This window comes from Marinovum sp. PR37, assembly GCF_028807375.1.
In the GTDB taxonomy this organism is placed as follows: Bacteria; Pseudomonadota; Alphaproteobacteria; order Rhodobacterales; family Rhodobacteraceae; genus Marinovum; species Marinovum algicola.
In genome coordinates this window covers 1-15990 of sequence record NZ_JARAML010000035.1, presented here as the reverse complement: position 1 = coordinate 15990, position 15990 = coordinate 1, and the positions used below count along the sequence as shown (strand labels likewise).

At 64.8% G+C, this 15990-nt stretch carries 14 protein-coding genes; 8 read left to right on the top strand and 6 right to left on the bottom strand.

Annotated features, from left to right (window positions below):
• Positions 1-13 precede the first annotated feature (13 nt).
• On the bottom strand, positions 14-1153 hold the full coding sequence (locus tag PVW49_RS21340) for an extracellular solute-binding protein (RefSeq protein WP_048533287.1): 1140 nt from the start codon (positions 1151-1153) through the stop codon (positions 14-16).
• 117 nt (positions 1154-1270) lie between these two features.
• Positions 1271-2374 carry an ABC transporter ATP-binding protein gene (locus PVW49_RS21335; RefSeq protein ID WP_048533288.1) on the bottom strand — a complete coding sequence of 368 codons (1104 nt, stop codon included), beginning with the start codon at positions 2372-2374 and terminating at the stop codon, positions 1271-1273.
• A gap of 387 nt (positions 2375-2761) precedes the next feature.
• On the opposite strand from PVW49_RS21335, the gene PVW49_RS21330 reads away from it, so the two are divergent.
• Both PVW49_RS21330 and argE read left to right on the top strand, forming a co-directional pair.
• The gene (locus PVW49_RS21330) at positions 2762-3955 is read left to right on the top strand and encodes a M24 family metallopeptidase (protein WP_048533289.1); all 1194 of its coding nucleotides are present in this window, start codon (positions 2762-2764) and stop codon (positions 3953-3955) included.
• On the top strand, positions 3952-5097 hold the full coding sequence (gene argE, locus PVW49_RS21325; protein WP_048533290.1) for an acetylornithine deacetylase: 1146 nt from the start codon (positions 3952-3954) through the stop codon (positions 5095-5097). Before PVW49_RS21330 ends, argE begins: the two co-directional genes overlap by 4 nt.
• A gap of 115 nt (positions 5098-5212) precedes the next feature.
• Here the strand turns inward: argE and PVW49_RS21320 are convergent, their stop codons facing one another.
• From PVW49_RS21320 to PVW49_RS21305, 4 genes are all read right to left on the bottom strand, one after another.
• Positions 5213-6043, bottom strand: coding sequence for a c-type cytochrome (locus tag PVW49_RS21320; RefSeq protein WP_274565312.1), 831 nt, complete (start codon positions 6041-6043; stop codon positions 5213-5215).
• A 96-nt stretch (positions 6044-6139) separates the two neighbouring features.
• Positions 6140-6676 (bottom strand): GNAT family N-acetyltransferase, encoded by a 537-nt coding sequence (locus PVW49_RS21315; protein WP_274565311.1) that lies wholly within the window; start codon positions 6674-6676, stop codon positions 6140-6142.
• Positions 6673-8067 (bottom strand): aspartate aminotransferase family protein, encoded by a 1395-nt coding sequence (locus PVW49_RS21310; RefSeq protein WP_274565310.1) that lies wholly within the window; start codon positions 8065-8067, stop codon positions 6673-6675. The genes PVW49_RS21315 and PVW49_RS21310 overlap by 4 nt, the downstream gene beginning before the upstream one ends.
• Before the next feature lie 85 nt (positions 8068-8152).
• On the bottom strand, positions 8153-8815 hold the full coding sequence (locus tag PVW49_RS21305; protein WP_274591533.1) for a GntR family transcriptional regulator: 663 nt from the start codon (positions 8813-8815) through the stop codon (positions 8153-8155).
• A 146-nt stretch (positions 8816-8961) separates the two neighbouring features.
• Between PVW49_RS21305 and PVW49_RS21300 the strand changes: the two genes are divergently transcribed.
• The 6 genes from PVW49_RS21300 to PVW49_RS21275 all read left to right on the top strand — a co-directional run bounded on the left by PVW49_RS21300 (position 8962) and on the right by PVW49_RS21275 (position 15696).
• Complete coding sequence (locus PVW49_RS21300) at positions 8962-10047, top strand: polyamine ABC transporter substrate-binding protein (RefSeq protein ID WP_048533294.1); 1086 nt, start codon at positions 8962-8964, stop codon at positions 10045-10047.
• A 62-nt stretch (positions 10048-10109) separates the two neighbouring features.
• On the top strand, positions 10110-11231 hold the full coding sequence (locus PVW49_RS21295) for an ABC transporter ATP-binding protein (protein ID WP_048533295.1): 1122 nt from the start codon (positions 10110-10112) through the stop codon (positions 11229-11231).
• Between the two features lie 215 nt (positions 11232-11446).
• Positions 11447-12337: an ABC transporter permease subunit gene (locus PVW49_RS21290; protein ID WP_048533297.1), complete on the top strand. Its 891-nt coding sequence runs from the start codon at positions 11447-11449 to the stop codon at positions 12335-12337.
• Positions 12334-13149 carry an ABC transporter permease gene (locus tag PVW49_RS21285; protein ID WP_048533298.1) on the top strand — a complete coding sequence of 272 codons (816 nt, stop codon included), beginning with the start codon at positions 12334-12336 and terminating at the stop codon, positions 13147-13149. Before PVW49_RS21290 ends, PVW49_RS21285 begins: the two co-directional genes overlap by 4 nt.
• The gene (locus PVW49_RS21280) at positions 13149-14471 is read left to right on the top strand and encodes an NAD(P)/FAD-dependent oxidoreductase (RefSeq protein WP_274591532.1); all 1323 of its coding nucleotides are present in this window, start codon (positions 13149-13151) and stop codon (positions 14469-14471) included. The genes PVW49_RS21285 and PVW49_RS21280 overlap by 1 nt, the downstream gene beginning before the upstream one ends.
• A 148-nt stretch (positions 14472-14619) precedes the next feature.
• The gene (locus PVW49_RS21275; RefSeq protein ID WP_074836017.1) at positions 14620-15696 is read left to right on the top strand and encodes a hypothetical protein; all 1077 of its coding nucleotides are present in this window, start codon (positions 14620-14622) and stop codon (positions 15694-15696) included.
• Positions 15697-15990 lie beyond the last annotated feature (294 nt).

The following is a 15990-nucleotide window of genomic DNA, read 5'->3' as shown; positions in this document are numbered from 1 at the left end:
TCAGACGGGGCGCTTATTGCGCCAGCCACGCCTGGAATTTGGCGTCGATGTCGTCGCGGTAATCCGCCCACCATTCGTAGTTGTAGAGGAAGGTGTTGGTGGCGTTCGCCGGATCGGTCGGCATGTGCGGACCCATCTCGATGCCCAGTTCGGCATGCTGGCCGACCAGCGGCGCCGAGCTTTCACGCGCCGGGCCATAAGAGATGTACTTGGCCTGATCCGCCAGACGCTGGGTGTCGGTGGCGAATTTGACGAAGTGCTTGACGCGGTTCAGGCGGTCTTCGGGCAGACCCTCGGGGATGATCCAGCCGTCGAGGTCAAAGACCTGCGCGTCCCACATCATCGCAACCGGCTGATCCTGCTCTTCGATCACGCTGAACAGACGGCCGTTGTAGGTCGAGCCCATGAAGACCTCGCCATCGGCGAGAAGCTGCGGCGTGTCGGCACCGGCGGACCACCAGACAACCTGATCCTTGATGGTGTCGAGCTTGGCCAGCGCCTGTTCCTGGCCTTCGTCGGTTTCCAGAACGTCGTAGACGTCTTCTTTGGCCACGCCGTCACAGAGCAGCGCCCATTCCATGTTGTTGATCGGGCGTTTCTCGAGCGACCGCTTGCCCGGATAGGTTTCCAAGTCGAAGACCGAGCAGATGTCGGAGGGCGGTTCGACACCATCCGGCACCAGGTCGGTGCGATAACCGAAGGTGGTCGAATAGACGATCTGCGGAATGAAGCAATCCGACACCAGCAGATCGCCGAAATCGTCCTCGGCCGAGGTGCCGTCAGGCGCGGCGGCCAGGTCTTCGTCCGGGTCGATTTCCATCGCCAGGCCTTCGTCGCAGAGACGGATGGCGTCCGAGGCCACCACGTCGACGAGATCCCAGGTCACGTTGCCCGCTTCGTTCATGGCGCGCAGCTTGGCCACGGCCTCGGCCGAGCTTTCGTCCCAGGCCACGGAGACCTCGGGGAACATTTCCATGTAGGGTTCGGCGTAGGCCTTGGTTTGCGAGGCCTGATAGGCGCCGCCCCAGCTGACCAGCGTCATGTCGTTGGCGCAGTCCTCACAGGCTTCCATCTCGCTGTGCGAGGCGGCGAAACTGATGCCGCCGACAGCCGTCAGAACGGAAGTGGCCAGAAGTAATTTGGTACGTTTCATTTATAGCTCCCTGATTCACCCGTTGCTGTACTGTGCGGGCCGGTACGCGACGGGTGACGCCAAGCCGGACCGCATCCCTGAAGCGCAGCGCCGTTGCCGGTCTGCGCGATGTATTCGTCAGGCGGCGTCGAGCGCGCGGCAATCCTCGGGCAACCAGCCGATCTCGACCTGCTCGCCGGGTTTGAGCCGCACCTGGCCGGGCGCATTGCGCGTCTTGACGATGAAATCGTTGTTGCCCGCCACCCGCAGCCGCGTGCGGAAGATGTCGCCCATGTAGATGAACTCGAGCACCTCGGCCTTGAGCGTATGGGCATCGTCGCTCAACCGCGCGGGGTTGAACTCCACCCGCTCCGGCCGGATCGAGACCCGGGTGCGTTGCCCGATCTCGCTGACGTTGATCGGCTTGCAGTCGATCAGCCCGCCATCGTCGAGCTGCACCAGCGCCAGGCCGCCCTTGATTTCCTTGATCGTGCCTTCCAGCGTGTTGTTCTCGCCGATAAACTGGGCCACGAAGCTGTTTTCCGGCTCTTCATAAAGCTGATCCGGCGGCGCCAGCTGCTGGATGCGGCCGTCGTCGAACACCGCGACCCGGTCCGACATGGTCAGCGCCTCGGTCTGGTCGTGGGTGACATAGACCGTGGTGATCCCCAGCCGGTGCGCCAGATCGGTGATCTCGAACTGCATCTTTTCACGCAGCTGCTTGTCGAGCGCGCCCAGCGGTTCGTCCATCAGCACCAGTTCGGGCTCGAACACCAGCGCGCGGGCCAGAGCGACCCGCTGCTGCTGCCCGCCGGACAATTGCGCCGGACGGCGGCCACCGAAATCGCCCATCTCGACCATGTCGAGCGCGCGTTTGACCTTTTCCTCGCGCTTGGCCTTGCCGATCTTGCGCACCTCGAGCGGAAAGGCGAGGTTCTCGGCGATCGTCATATGCGGAAACAGCGCGTAGTTCTGAAACACCATGCCGATGCCGCGCTTGTGCGGCGGAATGTTGTTGATCGAGGTGCCATCGAGGCGGATGTCGCCATGGGTGGCGGTCTCGAACCCGGCCAGCATCATCAGGCAGGTGGTCTTGCCGGAGCCCGACGGCCCGAGCATGGTCAGAAACTCGCCTTTCGGCATCGAGAGGTTGAGATCTTTGACGACGAGCGTTTCGCCATCATAGCTTTTCTGCACCCGTTCGAATTCGACGAATGCGCCGTTCGCTGAAGCGTCTGCCAAAATTGGCTCCCTGTTATTTTGCAAGGGTTGATCCCTTTGTAACAGAGTAAAACGCGCAATCCCCCCGACTGCAACTGAGTTGCGACACTTTAGGGGACGTTCCCGCCATCGCGGGACAATTGACTGAATATCAGGCACGTATAAGGCAAAGCGAACTCGAATTTGCACAGTTCGGGGAATTTTTCCTGCACTGTCAGGATTTCACTGGACATTAGTCCGCTCAATCTTGTGGCATACGCTTCGGAATCCGGCACGGAACCGGCTCGACTCACACAGGCGACCAAGAATGTATTGCGCCCAAAAGCGAGGTGAAATGTCGTTTTCCGGCACGCAGCCAACGCGGCTTGCAGGCCAAGGTCCGTACACAGTTAGTAGGAAGGAAGTGCCATGTCAGACCACCGCTTTGCCAAGGACATCCCGTTCACTCAGGCGGAATATGCCCGCCGGTTGACCAAGGTGCGCGCTGCCATGGCCGAACGCGAGCTCGATGCGCTGCTGGTCACCGATCCGTCGAACATGGCCTGGCTCACCGCCTATGACGGCTGGTCGTTTTACGTGCATCAGGCGGTGATCGTGTTGCCCGATGCCGATCCGATCTGGTGGGGCCGGGCGCAGGATGCCAATGGCGCCCTGCGCACCGTCTGGATGGCCGACGACCGGGTGATGGGCTATGCCGATCACTTCGTGCAATCGACCGAGATGCACCCGATGCAGGATCTCGCGGTGCGTTTTGGCGATCTCGAACTGTCGGCCGCCTGCATCGGGGTGGAGATGGAGAACTACTACTATTCCGCCAAGGCCCATGCCGAGCTGCTCTCGGCCCTGCCGCAATGCGCATTTGCCGATGCCACGGCGCTGGTCAACTGGTGCCGGGCGGTGAAATCCGACGAAGAGCTGACCTTCATGCGCCGCGCCGCGCGGATCAGCGAAAAGATCATCGACGGGCTGATGGAGCGCACCGCCCTCGGCGTGCCCAAGAACGAGGTGGTGGCCGCCGCCATGGCCGATGCGGTGACCGGGGCCGAGGGGCATTGGGGCGACTACCCGGCGATCGTGCCGCTGCTGCCCTCCGGCCCCGACGCCGCCGCGCCGCATCTGACCTGGAACGGCCGGCCCTTCGCCGGCGGCGAGGCCACCTTCTTCGAGATCTCGGGCTGCTACCGCCGCTACCACGCGCCGCTCTGCCGCACGATCTTTCTCGGCACGCCGCCGGATTTCCTCAAACGCGCCGAAGAGGCGCTCCTGCGCGGGCTCGAGGCCGGGATCGACATGGCCCGCGCCGGCAACCGCGCCTGTGACGTGGCCGAGGCGCTGGCCGACGAACTGGGCAAATCCGACATCAAGCGCGCCGCCCGCTGCGGCTATCCCATCGGCCTGTCCTATCCGCCCGACTGGGGCGAACGCACGATCTCGCTCCGCGCCGAGGACGAGACCGTGCTGGAGCCGGGCATGACCTTCCATTTCATGCCCGGCCTCTGGATGGAGGATTGGGGGCTGGAGATCACCGAATCGATCCTGATCACCCCCGACGGCCCGGCCGAACCGCTCTGCAACCGCCCGCGCGACGTGGTGGTGAAATGAGCCACCTCAGATCAAGTACCGAATTGCTGGGCGAGCTGATCGCCTTTCCCACCGTCTCGGCCGACAGCAACCTGGCGCTGATCGACCACCTGGCCAACCGGCTGGAACATGTCGGCGCCCGGGTGCGGGTGCTGGGGGACGACAGCGGTGGCAAGGCCAATCTCTTTGCCACGCTGGGCCCCGAGGGCGACGGCGGGCTGATGCTTTCGGGCCATACCGACGTGGTGCCGGTGGTCGAACAGCCCTGGGACAGCGACCCCTTCGAGATGGTCGAAAAGGAAGGCGCGCTTTTCGGCCGCGGCACCTGCGACATGAAGGGCTTTATCGCCTGCGCCATGGTGATGGCCGAGGAATATGCCCGGCGCCCGCTGACCCGCCCGGTGCATTTCGCCTTTACCTATGACGAAGAGGTCGGCTGTCTCGGCGGCCAGGCGCTGGTCACCTCGCTGCGGGAAATGGAAATCCGCCCCGACATGGCCATTGTCGGCGAACCGACCTCGATGCGCATCATCGAAGGCCACAAGGGCTGTTGCGAATACACCGCCCGCTTTCGCGGCCTCGAGGGCCACGGCTCGGCGCCGGACCGAGGGGTCAACGCCGCCGAATATGCCGCCCGCTACGCCATGCGGCTGCTGGAGCTGCGCGAAGAACTCAAGGCGCGCACCCCGGCCCTGAGCCGCTTCGACCCGCCCTGGAGCACGATCAACATCGGCGGCATCCACGGCGGCCATGCCCACAACGTCATCGCCGCCCTGGCCGAAGTGGAATGGGACATGCGCCCGGTGCATTGGGGCGACGCCGATTTCGTCAAGGCCGAGATGACGCGCTATGTCGATGCCGTGCTGAAACCGGCGATGCAGGCCGTCGACCCCGAGGCCGACATCACCGTCGAGACCATCGGCGAAATCCCCGGCCTGGAACCGATGGAGCTCAACGCCGCCCGCGATCTGGTGGCCCGGCTCACCGGCGCCAACGGCACCGATCTGGTCGCCTTCGGCACCGAAGCGGGTCTGTTCCAGAGCCTCGGCGCCGATGTCATCGTCTGCGGTCCGGGCTCGATCGAACAGGCGCATATGGCGAACGAATACATCACCGTCGCCCAGATGCAGGCCTGCCTCGACATGCTCGACCGGCTGGTCTGAGGCGCCCCGCCGCCCCTTCCTCTTGCTGCAAATACCGCGGGGAGCGCGAGGGGCTGGCCCCTCGCCGCCGAAAGGGTGCAGGGGCGCGCGCCGCCTGGGCCGCGCGCGCCACCGCTCAGAGGTCGGGCTGGCCCGGGAGTGCACGCAGATAGACGACGAGGGCATCGAGATCCTGATCCGTCATGCCGGCGAACTGGCCATAGGGCATCGGCGGCATCATCCGCTCGCCATCGGGCCGCACGCCTTGGGTGATCATGGTCTTGATCTCGGCATCGGAATAGCCCACCAGCCCGTCGTCGTGGTGGGTCAGATTGGCCGAGACCGAGGTGCCCCAGGGCCCGTGAAACTCAAAGCCGCCACGCCCCATGTTCGCGCCCAGATCGGGGCCTTGCGGCGTCATCGGGCTGTGGCATTCCATGCAATGGGCCAGCTGCGCGACATATTCGCCGTACTCCGCGTTCACCGCGGCGGCCGGCGCGCTGACGCTGTCGATCGGCGGGCCGTAGGCCGGCGGCAGCGGCATGTTGTATTCCGAGGTCCCGGGGTCGGCCTCGACCGCAGGAACCCGGCGCAGATAGGCCACGACAGCCGCCAGGTCATCGTCGGAAATATGACGATAGAGCAGCATCGGCATCGGCGGTCCGATCACCGTGCCATCCGGCCGCAGGCCTTCGCGGATCGCCCGGGCGAGGGCCTCGTCGGACCAGTCCGACACCCGGCCCGCCGGGGTGATATTGGGCGCGATGGCGGTGAACATCGGGTTCTTTTCCACCAGGCGCCCGGCCAGCGCCTGATCGGCAATCGGGCCCTGCGGGCCCATCGGCGTGTGGCAATTGCCGCAGGCCATCACGGTGGTGACAAGGTATTCTCCGCGGTCCATATGGCCCTCGGCACCGGCCAGACCGGCCAGACTTGCAAGAAACATGGCAGATACGACGTGTCGCACGGCTAATCTCCTTTTTGAAATGCGCGGCTCGAATCAGAGCCGCACCCGGAGTTTACCCCAAGCCGCGCGAATCCCGGCGCCCGGATGGCGGCCGCCTCAGCCCGGCCAATCCTGTCGGCGCATGCGATAGCAGAGGTAGTCCGCGGGCTGGGCACCGATGCTCAACCGCGCCGCGCCCATGCGCCGGGCGCCGATCTTCTCGGCGGCGCGTTGCGAACGCAGGTTGTCGACGCCGATGTCGAGCCAGACCGCATCAAACCAGCGGAACACATGAGCAAACATCAGCGCCTTCATCTCGCGATTGGCCGCCCCGCCCCAATGGGCGCGGGTCAGGAAAGTAAAGCCGATGGCCATGGTGCCGGGGCGTTCGGCCACCTCGTAAAATCGCGAGGCGCCGATGATCGCCCCGTTGCGCCGGTCGGTCACCGCCAGCGTGCCGCCCGCAGTGCGAAGAAAATCGAAATAGGGGTCGAAGGCCGCCCGCTCATGCCGCGTCCTGGCCGGATGCCCGGCCCAGATCAGCGGATCGCGGGCCGCGCGGTAGAGCCCGTCCCGGTCCTCCGCCCGCAAGGGCCGCAGGTGCAGCGTCTCGCCGGTCAGGACCGGTGCAAAGTCAAAGTCTGGCCCGGTCACGCCGCCGCCCAGAGCCCGTCCTTGCGGATTTTCTCATAGGTCTCGTCGAGCGACTTGCGGGCGCGGTCGATCAGGATGTCGATCTCGTCGCGGGTGATCACCAGCGGCGGGGCGATGATCATCCGGTCGCCAACATGGCGCATCACCAGGTTGTTGGCGAAACAGCGTTCGCGGCAGATATAACCCACCGTCCCCGCTTCGCCGGCAAACCCCGCACGGCTGGCCTTGTCGGGCGTCAGCGCGATCGACCCCATCAACCCGACGATCCGGGCTTCACCGACCAGCGGGTGATCTTCCAGCGCCTGCCATTTTTCTTTCAGATATGGCCCCGCCACATCGCGCACATGCTCAACCACCTTTTCCTCTTCGAGAATGCGCAGGTTCTCCAGCGCCACCGCGGCGGCGACGGGATGGCCGGAATAGGTGTAGCCGTGGTTGAATTCGTCCTTGGCAATGGTCTGGGCGACCTCGTCACAGACGATCGAGGCGCCGATCGGCGCATAACCCGAGCTGAGTCCCTTGGCCACGGTCATGATATGCGGCCGGATGCCCATGGTCTGCGACCCGAACCAGTTGCCGGTGCGGCCAAAGCCGCAGATCACCTCGTCGGCGATCAGCAGGATGCCGTAGTGGTCGCAGATACGCTGGATTTCCGGCCAGTAGGTCTCGGGCGGCACGATCACCCCGCCGGCGCCCTGCACCGGCTCGCCGATAAAGGCCGCCACGCGCTCGGGCCCATGCTCCTTGATCGCCGCTTCCAGCTCGCGCGCGCGGGCGAGGCCGAAGTCGGCCGGATCGCTGTCGCCGCCCTCGGCCCACCAGTTGGGCTGGTTGATGTGGTGGATGTCGGGGATCGGCAGACCGCCCTGGGCATGCATGCCCGCCATGCCGCCCAGCGAGCCGGAGCCCATGGAGGAGCCATGATAGGCATTCTTGCGCGACAGGATGATGTTGCGTTCCGGCTGGCCCTTCATCGCCCAGTAGTGGCGCACCATGCGGATGTTGGTGTCATTCGCTTCGGAGCCGGAGCCGGCAAAGAACACATGGTTGAGATCATCCGGCGCCAGTTCGGCCAGCTTTCTCGCCAGCGCGATGGCGGGCACATGGGTGGTCTGAAAGAAGGTGTTGTAGAACGGCAGCTCGCGCATCTGCCGCGCCGCCACCTCGGCCAGCTCGTCCCGGCCATAGCCGATGGCCACGCACCAGAGCCCGGCCATGCCGTCGAGGATCTCCTGCCCGTCGCTGTCGGTGATCCAGACCCCGTTGGCGCGCGTGATGACCCGCGCGCCCTTTTCCGCCAGCCCCTCGCCCTCGGTAAACGGGTGCATGTGATGGGCGGCGTCCAGCGCCTGAAGCTCTTCGGTCGGAAGGTGATTGGTGATCATGTTCATCGGGCTCACTCCTCGCGCGCCATGGTTTGCGGAGAGAATATGATCAAATTATCCGCTGTCAATCGAATCGAGCGCCGCCGACGCGTCATTCCACCGATTGCTGGATATGTTCCATGCCCTGACGTACGTCATCCTCCATCGCGCGGGCAACGGCTTCGGTATCACCGGCCGCCAGCGCGGCGAGAATCGCCTTGTGCTGATCGGGCAGGCTCTGGGTGCCGTAGCGGCCACAGACCACCCGCAGCGAGGGGCCAAAACGCAGCCAGAGCCCCTCGGCCAGATCGAGCAGGATCGGTGCCCCGGCCAGGGCGTTCAGGCCGGCGTGAAAGCGGTAGTTTTCCTCGAGATAGCCGCGCACGTCGCCGCTGTCGATGGCGGCGTCGAGCCGGTCGTCGATGGCGCGCAGGTCGGCGATATCCTCTGCCGTCGCAAAGCCGCAGGCGCGTCGCGCCAGCTCCGGCTCGATCGCCACCCGGGCGTGGATCAGCTCGCTCAACGCTCCGGCATCGAGCCGCGGCACACAGACCCGGCGGTTGCCCTGAAAGGTCAGGGCGCCCTCGGCGGTCAGCCGGCGGATCGCCTCGCGCACCGGCGTCATGCCGGCGTCGAGCCGGGCGGTCAGCCCCTGGATGGTGATCGGGGCGCCGGGCGGCATTTCGCCAAACAGCAGCAGCGCCCGCAATTGCCGGTAAACCCGTTCATGCGCCGGCAGCCCGGGCTTGTCTGGCTGGGTGTCGATCTGGTTCATGCGCTCAATTTATCACCATCTTATGGGGTCTTGCGACTTTACCGCGCCCGATGCAGCATTTCCATATTGCCTGATACGGCATAATTTGATCAAATCAAGGGAAGGTGGCAAGCAAAATGACCGCCAGAACCCAACGGGAGTCAAATATGAAGAATGCACTCATGCTCTGCACCGCGGCGCTGGCGCTTGGCGCCTCGATGGCGGCGGCGGAAGAGGTCCGGGTCTACAACTGGTCGGATTACATCGACGAGGCCCTGCTGGAGAAATTCGAACAGGAGACCGGGCTCGAGCTGGTCTATGACGTCTTCGACAGCAACGAGGTGCTCGAGACCAAGATGCTGGCCGGCGGCTCGGGTTATGACGTTGTGGTGCCCACCGGCACCTTCCTGCAACGGCAGATCGCGGCCGGCGCCTTTCAGCCGCTCGACAAGTCGAAGCTCTCCAATCTCGACAACATGTGGGATGTGATCTCGGATCGTACCGCGAAATACGACCCCGAAAACGCCCATGCGATCAACTACATGTGGGGCACCACCGGGCTTGGGGTGAACCTCGGCAAGGTGCGCGAAGTGCTGGGCGAGGATGCCCCGGTCGACAGCTGGGATCTGGTATTCAAGGCGGAGAACATGGAAAAGCTGGCCGAGTGCGGCGTGCATTTCCTCGACGCTCCGGCCGAGATGATCCCGGCGGCGCTGAACTACATCGGCGAGGATCCCGACAGCCATGACCCCGAGGTGATCGCCAAGGCGGAAGCGGTCTATGAACCGGTCCGGCCCTTTATCCAGAAGTTCCATTCCTCGGAATACATCAATGCGCTGGCCAATGGCGACATCTGCGTCGCGGTCGGCTGGTCGGGCGACGTGCTTCAGGCACGCGACCGCGCGGCCGAGGCCGACAACGGCGTCGAGATCGGCTATTTCGCACCCAATGAAGGGGCGCAGATGTGGTTCGACATGATGGCCATTCCGGTCGATGCGCCGAACCCCGAGGGCGCCCACACGTTCCTGAACTTCATTATGGATGCCCAGAACATGGCGGCGGCGTCGAACTACGTCTACTACGCCAACGGCAACCTTGCCGCGCAGGAGTTTCTGGCCGAGGACGTGATCACCGATCCGGCGATCTATCCGACGCCGGCGGCGATGGACAACACCTATACCACCACACCGTACCCGCCGAAGGTACAGCGCGTGGTCACCCGTCTCTGGACCAAGATCAAGTCCGGCACCTGAGCCTGACGAAGCGGCCCGCGCCTGGCAAGGCGCGGGCCTTTTTTCTGCGAGCAGGAGATATCATGGCCGAACCCGTCTTTGCCCCCTGGACCGATCCGAACGAAAAGCCATTGATCCAGTTCAAGGGCGTGACCAAGCGGTTTGGCGATTTCACCGCAATCGACAATCTGACCCAGGACATCTACGCCCGCGAATTCTTTGCCCTGCTCGGTCCCTCGGGCTGTGGCAAGACAACGATGATGCGGATGCTGGCCGGGTTCGAGACGCCAAGCGAAGGCCAGATCCTCATCGCCGGGCAAGACATGTCGCGGGTGCCGCCGAACAAGCGCGCGGTCAACATGATGTTCCAGTCTTACGCGCTGTTTCCACATCTGACGGTGTTCGACAACATCGCCTTTGGCCTGAAACGCGAGGGCAAACCCAAGGACGAGATCGAGGCCCGCGTCGCCGAGATGCTGCGGCTGACCCGGCTGGAACGCTTCGCCCAGCGCAAACCGCACCAGATTTCCGGCGGCCAGAGGCAGCGCGTGGCGCTGGCGCGGTCGCTGGCCAAGGCGCCCAAGCTGCTGCTGCTCGACGAGCCGCTGGGCGCGCTCGATGCCAAGCTGCGCCAGCAGACCCAGTTCGAGCTGGTCGACATCCAGGAAAAGACCGGCACCACCTTCGTGATCGTCACCCACGACCAGGAAGAAGCGATGACAGTGGCCTCCCGCGTGGCGGTGATGGACGAGGGCCGGATCGTGCAGGTGGCGACGCCCTCGGAGATCTACGAACAGCCGAATTCAGTCTATGTGGCGGATTTCATTGGCGAAGTGAACATCATCAACGGCGTGGCCACGCCGCAAGGCGATGGCTATGACATCGCCTGGGCCGAAAGCCAGCCGCCGCTGCATGCCCAGACGACACGCGGATTTTCCGACGGCCAGAGCTGTCACCTTGCAATCCGGCCGGAAAAGATATCGATCGGCACCGAAGAGCCCGAGACCCGCAACAAGGTGCGTGGCACGGTGCATGACATCGCCTATCTCGGCAATCTCTCCACCTATCATGTCCGGGTGCCGGGCGAACGCATCATCAAGGCCCAGACCGCCAACACCCGCCGGTTGTCACGCCGCGCCCTGACCTGGGAAGACGACGTCTGGCTGAGCTGGACCGACACCGCCGCCGTGATGCTGGAGGAGTAGGGGATGGGGCAGGAGACCGGCCAGACGGCGCGCCTTCACCCCGCGCGAAGCTCTCAAGACGGCGGGCCGCAGGCCCGCACGGCGCTCGACACCCGCCAAAAGGCGCGCCTGCGCGCTGCCCGACCTCGGGCGGGCTTCGCGGCCTGGAGCCAGGGTGGCCCTGCGAACCTCGAGCGGTCTGGCGCCGTTACCCATTTCCCCAAGGAGGCCCCCGCATGCGCCGCCTGACCCTGATCGCCATTCCCTACCTCTGGCTGCTGGCGCTCTTTCTCGTGCCGTTCCTGATCGTTCTCAAGATCTCGCTGTCGGACACCGCCATCGCCATCCCGCCTTACACGCCCACACTCGATCTTTCCGAGGGCTGGGCCGGCTTCAAGGCCTTCCTGTCGCAGCTCGACATGGAGAATTTCACCTGGCTCACCCAGGATGACCTCTACTGGAAAGCCTATCTCTCCAGCGTCCGCATCGCCTTCATCTCGACGATCCTGACCCTGATCGCGGGCTACCCCATCGCCTATGCCATGGCCCGCGCCGCGCCGGAATGGAGGCCGACTCTTCTGATGCTGGTGATCCTGCCGTTCTGGACCTCGTTCCTGATCCGGGTCTACGCTTGGATGGGGATCCTGTCGAACGAAGGCCTGCTCAACAGCCTGCTGATCCAGATCGGCCTGATCTCGGAGCCGCTGACCATCCTCAACACCAACACGGCCGTCTATATCGGCGTGGTCTACACCTATCTGCCCTTCATGATCCTGCCGATCTATTCGGCGCTGGAAAAGATGGATGACAGCCTGCTCGAAGCCGCCGAAGACCTCGGCTGCTCGCGGCTGCAAGCTTTCTGGCTGGTCACCGTGCCGCTTTCGAAACAGGGCATCATCGCCGGCTGTTTCCTGGTTTTCATCCCGGTGGTGGGCGAATTCGTCATCCCCTCGCTGCTGGGCGGATCGGGCACGCTGATGATCGGCAAGGTGCTGTTCGAAGAGTTCTTCAACAACCGCGACTGGCCGGTTGCCTCGGCCGTGGCGGTGATCCTGCTGTTGATCCTGATCGTGCCCATCGTGCTGTTCCAGCGCAACGAGCAGAAGCAACGGGAGGCCGAGGGATGAAACGCTTTTCCGCCTTCAACGCCGTGTCGCTGACGCTGGGGTTCGCCTTTCTCTACCTGCCGATGATCATCCTGGTGATCTACAGCTTCAACGCCTCCAAGCTGGTCACCGTCTGGGCCGGGTTCTCGACCCGCTGGTACGCCGAGCTGTTGCAGAACGAGGCCTTTCTCGACGCGGCCTGGGTCACCATCCGCGTCGCCGTCGTCTCCTCCACCATCGCGACGGTGTTGGGCACCATGGCGGCCTATGTGCTGGTGCGCGCCGGGCGGTTTCATGGCCGCACGCTGTTTTCCGGCATGATCTACGCACCGCTGGTGATGCCAGAGGTGATCACCGGGCTGTCGCTGCTGCTGCTGTTCATCGGCATCGGGCTCGACCGGGGCATCCTGACCATCATCCTCGCGCATACGACGTTCTCCATGTGCTACGTCTCGGTCGTGGTCTCGTCGCGGCTGGTCAGCTTCGACCGTTCGCTGGAAGAAGCCGCCTTGGACCTCGGCTGCACGCCGTTCGAGGCGTTCCGGCTGGTCACCCTGCCGATCATCGCCCCGGCGGTGATTTCGGGCTGGCTTCTGGCCTTCACCCTGTCGCTCGACGACCTGGTGATCGCGTCCTTCACCGCCGGACCCTCGGCCACCACCCTGCCGATCAAGATCTTCTCCGCTGTGCGCTTGGGCGTCAGCCCCGAGATCAACGCGCTGTCGACGATCATGATCGGCATCGTGACCTTGGGCGTGATCACCGCCTCGCTGGTGTCGAAACGCGCCAGCATCCGGCAGCAGGCCGAGGCCCAGGCCGCCGTCCGCGCCTGATGCAACGGCTCTACGAGGACCACGCCTATTCCGACGCGCCGCTGTCGGGATGCCTGTGGACTGCCGATGCGACCCCGGCGCGCGCGGCCTTTGACGGGCCGCAAAGCACCGAGGTCGCGGTGATCGGCGGCGGTTTTACCGGGCTCTCGGCGGCGCTGCACCTGGCGGAGGCCGGCAGTGAGGTTACGCTGCTCGAGGCGCGCCACATCGGCTGGGGCGCTTCGGGGCGCAATGGCGGCTTCTGCTGTCTCGGCGGCGGCATGATCTACAATCCGCAGCTCGCGCGCCGTTTCGGACCCGAGGCCCCGGCGATTTACCGTGCCGCCGAAAAAGCCGCCGTGGCGCTGGTGGCCGAGCGTCTGGCGCGCCACGGCATCGACGCCGAAACCCATTCCGAGGGCGAGACCCTGCTCGCCCACACCCCGCGCCACATGGCCGCGCTACGCCGCGAGCTGCCGCATGTCGCCGAGGCCTATGGCGTCACGCCCGTCCTGCACGAACCCGCCGATCTCGCTGGCCTTGGGATCACCGGTCCGTTCCATGGCGGGATGACGATCCCGCTGGGCTTCGCGCTCAACCCGCGCAAATATGTCAACGGCCTCGCCGGCGCAGCCGAGGCGGCCGGCGCCAGGCTGCATGACGCCAGCCCGGTCACCGCCATCACCCAGGGCGACGGCTTTACCCTGACCACGCCCAAGGGTGCGCTGAAAGCGAAACGGCTGATCCTCGCCACCAACGGCTATTCCAGCGACGACATCCCCGGCTGGTTGCGCGCCCGCTACATGCCGCTGCAATCCAACATCCTCGCCACCCGCCCGCTGACTGAGGCCGAACTGGCCGCCCAGGGCTGGACCTCGCGGCAGATGGCCTATGACACCCGCAGACTGCTGCATTACTTCCGCCTGCTGCCGGACAACCGCTTTCTCTTCGGCATGCGCGGCGGCACCTTTGCGACGCCCCGCGCCAATGCCCGGTTCCGCCGCAAGATCGAGGCCGATTTCGACGCCATGTTCCCGGCCTGGGCGCAGGTGGAGCGGCCGCACTTCTGGTCGGGTCTCGTCTGCCTCGCACGCAGTTGCACACCCTTTGTCGGCCCCATCCCCGAGATGCCCGGCGCATTCGCCGGCCTCGCCTTTCACGGCAATGGCGTCGCCATGGGCAGCTATGCCGGCCGTCTGCTCGCCGACCTGGTCCGCGACAAACAGCCCGACGCGCCCTACCCGGCCGCCTTTGCCACAGCACCGCGCCGCTTCCCGCTGGGCCGCCACCGCCGGGCGCTGCTGGCCCTGGCGACCGGGGCGATGTCGCTGCTGGACAGGTAGCCCGAGCCAGCGGCGGGGCAGGAATTTCAGACCTTCCCAACAGGGGGAACATTTGCCAGACTTTCCCCAAGGCCAGCGCATCGCCCCGATGTAAATACGCATAACATTACCTATATTCACCAGATACATTCGCAACAGGAAGCCACTCATGTCCAATTTCGACACGCAGTTGCGCGAAAGCCAGGCCCAGGTGGCCGAGGCCCAATCCAAAATCTCCGAGATCACCAGCCGGATCGAGACCGCGCGGGAAAAGATGAAACAGGGCACTGAGGCCGCAATCGACGTGGAAAACGCCACGCTCGAGGATGTGCATGCCCATACCGAGGTGATGAACGCCAATATCGCCGAGCTGATCATGGGGCTTGACGATGTCACCGCCGCCTTTTCCCGCGATTTCGACGAGATGCGGTCCAAGACCGGCTGGGAGAGCTTTGTCGGTTTCTTCTCCAAGGACCGGTCCGACGCCCTGCGGCAGGAGCGGATGAAGACCGCAAATATCGATGACAAGCTGCAAGACCTGATTTCCAAGTCCGACATCATCACCAAGCTGCTGGAAAGCCAGCTTGCGGTGCTCAACGACCAGAAGGACCGGGTGGAGAGCAATCTCACCGAGACGCTGGACGAACGCGAGTTTACCGTCGGCGAGCTCGAGGCCACCAAGGCGGAGATCCTCGCCATGGACCCCGAGATCATCGCGTTGGAAAACAAGATCGCCGTCGAACAGGATGCCAGCGCCCGCACCCGGCTCGAAACCGAGCTCGCCGATCTGAACAAGGCCTACAATGAACGGGTGCAGCAGGAACAGGTCAAGCTGGCCAAGAGCCAGACGCTGGAGCGCTACATCGAAAAGGGCAAGAGCTGGGTCGACAGCCTGCAAAACCAGGCGGCGACGCAGATGGTGCTGATCAACAAGCTTCAGACCGACACCCGCCAGCGGGTGGTGCTCTATGACGCCCTGACCAAATCTCTGAAGACCGCGCAGCAGCAGGACGTGGCACACCGGATCAACGAGATCGGGGTCAAGACCGATCAGGAGGCCCAGACCGCGATGGCCGCCATCGGCACCGCGACCAACCAGAAGATGGCCGACATGCTCGAGGCGCATGAGGATCACATGGTCTTTGCCCGCGACGTGCTCGAGGCCAAGGCCAAAGCCGACGAGCGTTTCGCCCGCCGCTTTGCCGAGATCGTCGAAAAACACGACAGTAACGCCTACGGCGCCTGATGCCCTTTATCGTGAAAGGGCTGAGCCAGCCGATGCAACCTTCGCCGGACCGCGACACACGGCCGGCCCCGCCGCCGACACCCCCGTCCCAGGCCCGCCCCGGGACCTCCTGGCCCGCCACAGACGCGAGGCCCCGGATCAGGTCCGGGGCGCGAGGTGACATTTCGACATCGCTGAGCCACCCAATGCAACTCCCGCCCGACCGCGACGCACGACCGGTCCCGCCCCCGACACCCCCGTCCCGGGCTCGCCCCGGGACCTCCTGGCCCGCCACAGACGCGAGGCCCCGGATCA